Here is an 8,132-nt window from a genome sequence, read left to right as displayed (position 1 = left end):
GTTGCCGCAGCACCTGTGCCATGGATTCAGAGGGCGCAACCAGCGCATCGCAGCGGCGATAAAGGCGGCGCAATATGGCCTCTATCACCGGTTCCAGAAACGCCAGATTATAATAGCGCGGATAGGTTTCAAACCGGGTGTGCACGGATGCCAGAACCGGAATATTACGATTGCGGGCCCAGCTCACCATCCGGTGCCCAACCCGGTCGGGACTCGAAATCTGTATGATATTGGGGTTGAATGCCGCGAGATCGCGTCTCGCACTGGCTGAAATATGCGTCGGAAAGCGGTATTCCCCGCGCCCCGGAAAGGCAAAGGAAGGCACGCTGATCAAATCGCCTGTCGGTTCAAACGCAGGGGTATCCGTGGTCGGAGAATAAACCCGCACCGCAGCTCCTTGCCGTAAGAGATATTCTGCCAATCTGTTCAATGCTTGATTGGCACCGTCGCGAACGAAATTATAATTGCCGCTATAAAGTGCAATGCGGAGGTCACTAATTTTCATTTTCGCCTTCAAGCATAATAAATAGAAAATTGCCAATATGAACTTGGCCAGATATGCATTGGCGATGATAGAAACGACGCTGGATAGCTTGCTGGTCGGGATGCCGAAACTGTTTCGGGGTGATGGCGAGATGAGCGCCATTGCCAAGCATCCGGTGGATGAAGCGGTCGAGCTGGGGCCGTTTGGATTTGCCGGCAACCAGGTCGGTGATCTGCTGCACCATGGCGGGCGAGACAAGGCGGTCCACCTCTATCCAGCAGAACATTATGGGTTCTGGAAAAAGAAATATCCCGACATTGACTTGTTGAACCGCCCCGGTGCTTTTGGCGAGAATCTGAGCTGCACCGGACTGACCGAAGACCGGCTGCATCTTGGCGATATTTTCCGGTTGGGGGAGGCGGTGATCGAATGCAGTCATGCGCGTCAGCCGTGCTGGAAACTCAACCACTATTTCGGGCGGCCTGATGTCATGAAGACGGTAGTGAAAACCACCCGGTCCGGCAGTTATTTCAGGGTGCTGGAGCCGGGCAAGGTGCGCGCGGGCGACAAGTTTGTCCAGTTGGACCGCTTGCATCCCGATTGGCCTTTAACGCGCCTCTTCGAAGTGATTATCGGCGGCAAGCACAAGGGGCAGGGCGCGGAGTTGCGCAGCCTGTCCCATATGCCAGCATTGGCGGAAACATGGCGCAACCGGGCTACACAACTCGCCAGATCAAGTTGATACAAACCTGGTTATGCGGCCTAATTATGTGGCCTAATTATGAACGGCCTGATTATGAGCGGGCGGTAACAAGCGCAGCTTTGTGACGCGGCGGTCATCGGCTTCCAATATTTCGAGATGCCAGCCGCTGGGATGCTCCAGCAACTCGCCGGTTTTTGGAATATGGCCAGCCAGCACGAAAGACAGGCCGCCGATCGTATCGACATCTTCTTCGATCTCGGCCAGTTGGGGATCAATTGCTCTCCCGACATCTTCCAGTTCGGCCCGTGCGTCGGCTTCCCAGATGCCACCATCCAGTTGCTCCAGCATCGGAACGGCTTCGTCATCATGCTCGTCCTCGATATCGCCGATGATTTCTTCGACAATATCTTCAATCGTAACAAGCCCTTCGGTGCCGTTATATTCATCGAAGATAATGGCAAGATGCGTGCGGGTTGCGCGCATTTCGGCGAGCAGGTCCAGAACGCCCATTGTTTCCGGCACAAAGCGGGGCTGGCGCAGATATGGCGTGATGTCCGTTGGCAAAGTGCCGCCCTTTGCTACCAGCGCAAAAATATCCTTGATATGGATCATGCCGATGATCGTATCGAGATTGTTCCGGTAAACCGGGATGCGGCTATGCCCGTGCTCGGAAAATATCTCGACATATTCGCTGAACGGAGCGCTTTCCTCTATGGCGATAATGTCGGCGCGGGGAACGGCAATGTCGTCCACACGGTGATCACTGAAATGGAGCAGATTGCGGAGCATCTCCAGTTCGACAGGCGAAATGTCGGGCGCACCATTTTTGTCGGTTTCGCCTTCACTTTCATGCTCATCAATGACTTCTTCGAGTTGCGCGCGCAGCGAATGATCTTCCGCTTCCCCGAAAACCAAAGCTTTCAGGCTGCGCCATATTCGCCCGGGTTCGTCATCCTCGCTACGGGTTGCAGACGATGATCGTCCGTTGGTCCCGGTGGTGTTTATGTTATGATTTTCAGACATGATTATATTTGGTCACTCATCATATATGTTATTCGACATAGGGATTGCCAATAGCCAATTTTTCTAGCGCCCGGACTTCCAGCGCTTCCATATTCAAAGCATCGGCCTCGTTCTCATGGTCATAGCCCAACAGGTGCAAGACTCCATGAACCAGCAGATGGGATGCATGGTTCTCCATGGCAATATCTTTATCCTGTGCTTCCTCCCTGCAAACATCATAGGCCAGTATGATATCGCCTAACAAGACTTCGCCGTCATCGCTGTTGGACAGGGAATCGAGCAGATCATGCGTGACCATGGGGAAGGACAATACATTGGTAGGCCGGTCTTTACCACGATAGGCCGCGTTGAGTTTCTGCACCTCATCATTGTCAGACAGTTTGATGCTGACTTCCAGCGCAAAATTACGCTCTGCCAAACCACCATGAGGGGATACGGATAGCGCCGCTTTTACAGCTTCTTCCGCCCGTTTTTGCCAATTTATTCCGCTCTGCCATTCCGGCCCGATATTGAGTTCAATCTGTAGCATCTTTGCCTTCATAGGCCTCTACGATTTTCCCGACCAAGGGGTGGCGCACGACATCGGAGGCGCCGAATCTGACCACGCTGACGCGCTCAATACCATTGAGCTTTTGCACAGCATCGGCAAGGCCAGAGGTTGCCCCCTCCGGCAAATCGACCTGCTTTGGATCGCCGCAAATCACCATGCGGCTGTTCATGCCAAAACGGGTGAGGAACATTTTCATCTGCGCCGCTGTCGTGTTCTGTGCTTCATCCAATATCACGAACGCATCGGACAAGGTCCGGCCGCGCATGAATGCGATGGGCGCAATTTCAATTTCCCCGCTTTCAATCCGCCGCTCTACCTGTTCGGCGGGCAGGGTGTCATAAAGCGCATCGTATAACGGGCGCAAAAAAGGATCGACTTTTTCTTTCAGGTCACCGGGCAGGAAGCCGATTTTCTCGCCAGCTTCAACCGCCGGACGGGAAAGGATAAGGCGGTCAACCGATCCGTGGATGAGCTGCGACACGGCTTGCGCCACGGCCAGATAGGTTTTGCCGGTACCAGCTGGACCAAGCGCGAAAATCATATCGTCGCGGGCAAGCTTCTCCATATATTCGCCTTGCCGGACGGAGCGCGGGAAGATAGTTTTCTTGCGCGTCCGGATCATCACTTTCGAAGGTGCGGCCAAGGCTTTATTAACTTGCTCTTGCGCGCTTTCCGGCTGGCTTGATCTGGCGATTCTGGGGTCGGAAATCATACTGATAATCGCTTCGACAACGGCGGCATCAATTTCCTGCCCCTCTTCAATGCGTTTATAGATTCCGATCAAGACATCGCGTGCTTTGGTGGCGGCTTCTTTTTCGCCCTCGATCTTCAGCTTGTTGCCGCGCGCCGCGATATAGACGCCCAGCCGGTTTTCAATCGCGACAATATTGCGGTCATATTCGCCGAACAATTCACCCAAGATCCGGGGATCGTCAAATTCTACGTCCAGAGTCACCAGATCGACTTTTTCGCCGACATTACTCTTTTTCGCCATCAAGCAGCTTCTTTCTGTGTCAGTCTGCCTTGCAAACTGTTGGGCCCTGCGCTTTCGATAGTCACATCAACCATGTCGCCGATCGCAAGGTCAGGGGCGATGATATGGACGGATTGAAGCCATGGCGTCTTGCCGACAAGTTGCCCATGGAGTTTCCCGTGCCGTTCCAGCAAGATATCCGTGCGGCGACCGAGGGCCTGTTTGTTAAAATCATGCTGCTGTTCGTTCAACAGGGCTTGCAGCCTTTGCAGACGTTCATCCATGATTTCAGGCGCGATCTGGTCTTCCATCAGGGCAGCCGGTGTTCCGGGGCGCGGTGAATATTTGAACGAATAAGCCTGCGCGTAATTGGCTTCCCTTACGATGGCCAGTGTCTCTTCAAAATCGGCATCGGTCTCGCCGGGAAAGCCCACGATGAAGTCACCAGAGATGGCAATATCGGGCCGCACTTCGCGCATCCGAGCAAGAATGTCGAGATAGCTTTTGGTCGTGTGCGAACGGTTCATGGCTTTCAGGATACGGTCGCTTCCCGACTGAACCGGAAGGTGCAGATATGGCATTAACGCCGGTATCTCGCCATGCGCGGCGATCAAAGCATCTGTCATGTCATTGGGGTGGCTGGTCGTATATCTGATCCGCTTCAAACCATTAATGCCATCCAGAGCGCGGATCAGGCCGTCGAGGCCCTGTGCCCGGCCCTTGTCATCTTCGCCTGTCCATGCATTCACATTCTGGCCAAGAAGGGTGATTTCCTTTGCCCCGCCGTCAACCAGCGCACGCGCTTCGTCGACCAGGTCCCCCCATGGGCGGGAGATTTCTGCGCCGCGTGTATAAGGGACAACGCAATAAGTGCAGAACTTGTCGCACCCTTCCTGCACAGTCAGAAAAGCATTGGGCCGGGCCTGTTTCTTGCGGGTGGGCAGGGCATCGAATTTCGATGCAGCAGGCATATCAGTATCCAGCGCCTTTTTACCGGTTTTTGCCCGCTCGATAAGCTCCGGCAGCCGGTGATAGGCTTGCGGCCCCACGACAATATCAACGCTTGGCGCCCGGCGGGAAATTTCTTTTCCTTCTGCCTGAGCCACGCAGCCGGCAACGGCAATCATCGGGCTTTTGCCATCTTTTCCGCGCAGCCGACCGATATCGGAATAGACTTTCTCAGCCGCTTTTTCACGGATGTGGCAAGTGTTGAGAACGACGAGATCAGCATCTTCACCCTCTGCGGCGCCGGTCATGCCTTGGTCTATAAGCATTTCGGACATGCGCTCGCCATCATAGACGTTCATTTGACAGCCAAAGGATTTAATGCGGAATTTTTTTGGGTTGGATCGATTCATATCCGCCACCTATACAACGGGCTTTCCGGACTGGAAAGCGGAAAGCGCCTTGGCAATCCGCCGTTCCGCTTCTGCGCAAATGGCCTTTCGATCACCGAAATCCGCAGGATCGAAAGGTTCGAGAAAATATAGGGTCGCCTGGATGATACCGAACCGCGCAAACAGCCGTTTAGCGTTATCCGCTGCTGGCTCATCGCCAACCCATGCAATCTCTGTGGTGGCTCTGCCGTACGCGAGCAACATGGGCTGCACCATGATTTGTTTAGGCGGCGGCGCCATGGCCTGAAATAGTGAAGGTTTGAACGGCAGCAAGCCAAGCCCGTCGCTTGTTGTGCCTTCCGGAAACACCGTGATCGGGTATCTTTCCTCAATGGCTTCGCGGATAATGCCAACCTGTCCGCTCACTTTCATGCGGTCTGTGCGGGATACAAATATTGTCTTGTTGGCGCGGCATAACCAGCCGATGACAGGCCAGTTCGCTATGTCGTCCTTGGCGATAAAAGTGCATCCGGTCCCGCCCGCGATGACCGGAATGTCGAACCAGCTGATATGATTGGAAACGTAGAAAACATCTTGTTTCAGACGCTTCCCACGGGTTTTGACAATCGCGCCGCAATTCAGGGATACGAGCCGGAGAAAAAAGCGGGGCCATGGGGAAGGTAGACGAAACAGCCGCCACAAAAAATGCAGCGGCAGGGAAATTATCAGACTGATACCAATTGCCGTAACACGTAATCCTATGAGCAATAGGCCGGCAAAGGATGTCAGGCTCTGGCCGGAGTTATCTTTTCCGGTCAGCGGATACGCCATAGAGTTCCATGCGATGATCAACCAGTCGGTAGCCCAGCTTTTCAGCAATCTGTTTTTGCAAGGCTTCCAGTTCGGGATCGACAAATTCGATTACATTGCCGGTTTCAACATCGATAAGATGATCGTGATGGGCTTCTGGAACAGCTTCATAACGCGCGCGGCCATCGCCAAAGTCATGACGGTCCAATATACCGGCTTCTTCAAACAGGCGAACTGTCCGATAGACGGTAGCGATGGATATACGGGGATCTACCTCGCTGGCGCGCTCATGCAGGGTCTCGACATCGGGATGGTCTTCCGCATCAGAAATCACGCGCGCAATGACACGGCGCTGGTCGGTAATCCGCAACCCTTTTTCAGCGCATAGCTTTTCGAGATCAATTTTGTCCGGCATGTGCTCCATCCTGATAATGATATGTTACCCTATCCTCAACATACCACAAAGCAAGGGAGAATTGCGAAAAACATATGCTCTTGTCTTGCAATTGCAGTCTAACAAGAAGCGTGGTTAAAGATATTATTTTTTTCGGCCCAAACCGATGGCTTTTGCCAATTTGCGCCGCTGTTCGGCATAGTTGGGGGCAACCATGGGGTAATCCCTGGGCAGTCCCCATTTCAGACGATATTCGTCCGGCGTCATTCCATAATGGGTCATCAAATGGCGCTTCAGCATTTTTAGTTTTTTGCCATCTTCCAGACAAACGATATAATCCGGTTTTATAGAAGATTTGATCGGCACAGCGGGATCCTGCCGGACCTGTTCGACAGATTGTCCGGAAAGCCCCGATAATGCTTCGTGAACATTTTTAATAATTATCGGCAAGTCCGAAACGGCAACATTATTATTGGCGACATGTGCTGCAACGATATCCGATGTCAATGTAATCAACATCTCGTTTACAGCACCTTCTTCTTTTGATTCGTCCATCATAGATATCCTAGGGGGTGATGTTTCTGTTCGGGTGGATTCTTTACTGTGGGCTCATTTGCACGGACAAATTTAATTTTCAATGACGAACCTGTATATTGTGGTTATTTTACGCCAGTTTATTCCGCAAGCCCTATTTTCAGGACCTTTCTTAGATCAAGTGCTAAGACAAGGACTTCTTATAAGTAAGTGCGTCGAACTTTTCTTGGCCTTCGCCAGTGTAATAAGCAGGGCGTAGACCCACTTTCTCAAAACCTAGCTTTTTATACAGGTATTGGGCCGGATTGTTAAAGCGAACCTCCAGAAATACCGCTGCGATATTATTGCTGATCGCGTTGGTAATAAGCTGCTCAAGAAGAACAAGCCCGATGCCTTTATTCTGATATTGCGGATCGACTGCGATCATAAGCAGTTCTTCCTCATCCGCCACTTTCCTGCTGATGGAAAAACCGCACGGCTCTTCGCCATAGCTGGCGATCATGAGCTGCGTGCCCGGTAATGATAGCATCGACCGGCACTGGTTGTTGTTCCATGATTCCCCGTAACGGCTGGTAAAAGCGCTTTGCATGATCCGCATCACGATTGCCAGATGCGCCAGATCCCCATATTCCAGCTTTACCGCGGTTGTGAGCGCCATGTTTGTGGGAATGGATTGAAGTTCTGCCATGGCTCGCTATCCCTGACGTGTTGGCTCTGCGTCGGGCGGACGGCCGTAAATAGGTGACGGAGTCAGATGTTGACTATGCTCGCTTAACAGCATGGATTTTGCGGCATCCGGCAGGATGGGTGACCAGCTGATGTTGTTGGCTATTTGCTCCGCCAAAGACTGCGCTGCCGATCCTGCTAAATGGTCCGCTTTGCGGTAGAGCAGGGCGGATTCGGCAGGCAGCGAGCGAAGCTCATCTATCGCGCTGCCGTCGGCTGCAAAGTTCTGGACAAAAAATTCGCCATGGCCGCCGATCATGGCAACATAGACAGAGGAAGGATTTTCCATTTCATCAATAGCCTGCGCTGCGACAAGGTGCAGACATTGATATCCGGAAATTTTCGCATGCCAAGCCATGGCAAGTGCTTTTGCGGCAGAAAGACCGATGCGAACGCCGGTAAAACTTCCTGGGCCACAATTTACCAGAATATGGTCAGCCCGGCCCTTGTCCGGCAACCGCGCGATCATCGGCACTAATTTTTCAGCATGGCCACGGCCAATTTCTTCATAGGCGTTGCCGATGAGTATTTCATCTTCAAAAAGAGCAACCGAGCAAGCCGGGCTTGCCGCGTCTATGGAAAGGATACGATTGCCCAT

General features: G+C 52.8%; 11 protein-coding genes. 1 reads left to right on the top strand and 10 read right to left on the bottom strand.

Features of this window, described 5'->3' with window-relative positions; all coding sequences use genetic code 11:
* A partial coding sequence (locus tag VIN76_RS14285) for a glycosyltransferase (protein WP_332042540.1) occupies nt 1-505 on the bottom strand: 505 nt, incomplete at its 3' end.
* A gap of 37 nt (nt 506-542) precedes the next feature.
* Here VIN76_RS14285 and VIN76_RS14280 point away from each other — a divergent pair.
* Entirely contained in the window at nt 543-1,226 is a 684-nt protein-coding gene (locus VIN76_RS14280; RefSeq protein ID WP_332042539.1) for an MOSC domain-containing protein, read from the top strand.
* 33 nt (nt 1,227-1,259) lie between these two features.
* Here the strand turns inward: VIN76_RS14280 and VIN76_RS14275 are convergent, their stop codons facing one another.
* The 9 genes from VIN76_RS14275 to tsaB all read right to left on the bottom strand — a co-directional run bounded on the left by VIN76_RS14275 (nt 1,260) and on the right by tsaB (nt 8,132).
* Entirely contained in the window at nt 1,260-2,210 is a 951-nt protein-coding gene (locus tag VIN76_RS14275) for a hemolysin family protein (protein ID WP_332042538.1), read from the bottom strand.
* Nucleotides 2,211-2,238: 28 nt separating this feature from the next.
* Nucleotides 2,239-2,739, bottom strand: a complete 501-nt coding sequence (gene ybeY, locus VIN76_RS14270; RefSeq protein WP_332042537.1) for an rRNA maturation RNase YbeY — start codon at nt 2,737-2,739, stop codon at nt 2,239-2,241.
* Nucleotides 2,726-3,754, bottom strand: coding sequence for a PhoH family protein (locus tag VIN76_RS14265; RefSeq protein ID WP_332042536.1), 1,029 nt, complete (start codon nt 3,752-3,754; stop codon nt 2,726-2,728). The genes ybeY and VIN76_RS14265 overlap by 14 nt, the downstream gene beginning before the upstream one ends.
* A complete protein-coding gene (gene miaB / locus VIN76_RS14260) occupies nt 3,754-5,091 on the bottom strand; it encodes a tRNA (N6-isopentenyl adenosine(37)-C2)-methylthiotransferase MiaB (RefSeq protein WP_332042535.1) in 1,338 nt (445 codons plus the stop codon). The genes VIN76_RS14265 and miaB overlap by 1 nt, the downstream gene beginning before the upstream one ends.
* Nucleotides 5,092-5,100: 9 nt before the next feature.
* Nucleotides 5,101-5,901, bottom strand: coding sequence for a lysophospholipid acyltransferase family protein (locus VIN76_RS14255; protein WP_332042534.1), 801 nt, complete (start codon nt 5,899-5,901; stop codon nt 5,101-5,103).
* Entirely contained in the window at nt 5,873-6,295 is a 423-nt protein-coding gene (locus tag VIN76_RS14250) for a Fur family transcriptional regulator (RefSeq protein ID WP_332042533.1), read from the bottom strand. The genes VIN76_RS14255 and VIN76_RS14250 overlap by 29 nt, the downstream gene beginning before the upstream one ends.
* A gap of 123 nt (nt 6,296-6,418) precedes the next feature.
* Nucleotides 6,419-6,832, bottom strand: a complete 414-nt coding sequence (locus VIN76_RS14245; RefSeq protein ID WP_332042532.1) for a MucR family transcriptional regulator — start codon at nt 6,830-6,832, stop codon at nt 6,419-6,421.
* 160 nt (nt 6,833-6,992) lie between these two features.
* On the bottom strand, nt 6,993-7,496 hold the full coding sequence (gene rimI / locus VIN76_RS14240) for a ribosomal protein S18-alanine N-acetyltransferase (protein WP_332042531.1): 504 nt from the start codon (nt 7,494-7,496) through the stop codon (nt 6,993-6,995).
* Nucleotides 7,497-7,502: 6 nt separating this feature from the next.
* Nucleotides 7,503-8,132: a tRNA (adenosine(37)-N6)-threonylcarbamoyltransferase complex dimerization subunit type 1 TsaB gene (gene tsaB / locus VIN76_RS14235; protein ID WP_332042530.1), complete on the bottom strand. Its 630-nt coding sequence runs from the start codon at nt 8,130-8,132 to the stop codon at nt 7,503-7,505.

It is taken from the genome of Parasphingorhabdus sp. (assembly GCF_036568145.1).
Classification (GTDB): domain Bacteria; phylum Pseudomonadota; class Alphaproteobacteria; order Sphingomonadales; family Sphingomonadaceae; genus Parasphingorhabdus.
Note: the sequence above shows the minus strand (reverse complement) of the source record. Positions and strands in the feature narration are given on the sequence as shown.

Bases quoted from the DNA above. Each gene is read 5' to 3' on its own strand.
- VIN76_RS14250 (WP_332042533.1), bottom strand. From the start codon at position 6,295: ATGCCGGACAAAATTGATCTCGAAAAGCTATGCGCTGAAAAAGGGTTG.
- ybeY (WP_332042537.1), bottom strand. From the start codon at position 2,739: ATGCTACAGATTGAACTCAATATCGGGCCGGAATGGCAGAGCGGAATA.
- rimI (WP_332042531.1), bottom strand. From the start codon at position 7,496: ATGGCAGAACTTCAATCCATTCCCACAAACATGGCGCTCACAACCGCG.
- miaB (WP_332042535.1), bottom strand. From the start codon at position 5,091: ATGAATCGATCCAACCCAAAAAAATTCCGCATTAAATCCTTTGGCTGT.
- VIN76_RS14255 (WP_332042534.1), bottom strand. From the start codon at position 5,901: ATGGCGTATCCGCTGACCGGAAAAGATAACTCCGGCCAGAGCCTGACA.
- VIN76_RS14280 (WP_332042539.1), top strand. From the start codon at position 543: ATGAACTTGGCCAGATATGCATTGGCGATGATAGAAACGACGCTGGAT.
- tsaB (WP_332042530.1), bottom strand. From the start codon at position 8,132: ATGGGCAATCGTATCCTTTCCATAGACGCGGCAAGCCCGGCTTGCTCG.
- VIN76_RS14265 (WP_332042536.1), bottom strand. From the start codon at position 3,754: ATGGCGAAAAAGAGTAATGTCGGCGAAAAAGTCGATCTGGTGACTCTG.
- VIN76_RS14245 (WP_332042532.1), bottom strand. From the start codon at position 6,832: ATGATGGACGAATCAAAAGAAGAAGGTGCTGTAAACGAGATGTTGATT.
- VIN76_RS14275 (WP_332042538.1), bottom strand. From the start codon at position 2,210: ATGTCTGAAAATCATAACATAAACACCACCGGGACCAACGGACGATCA.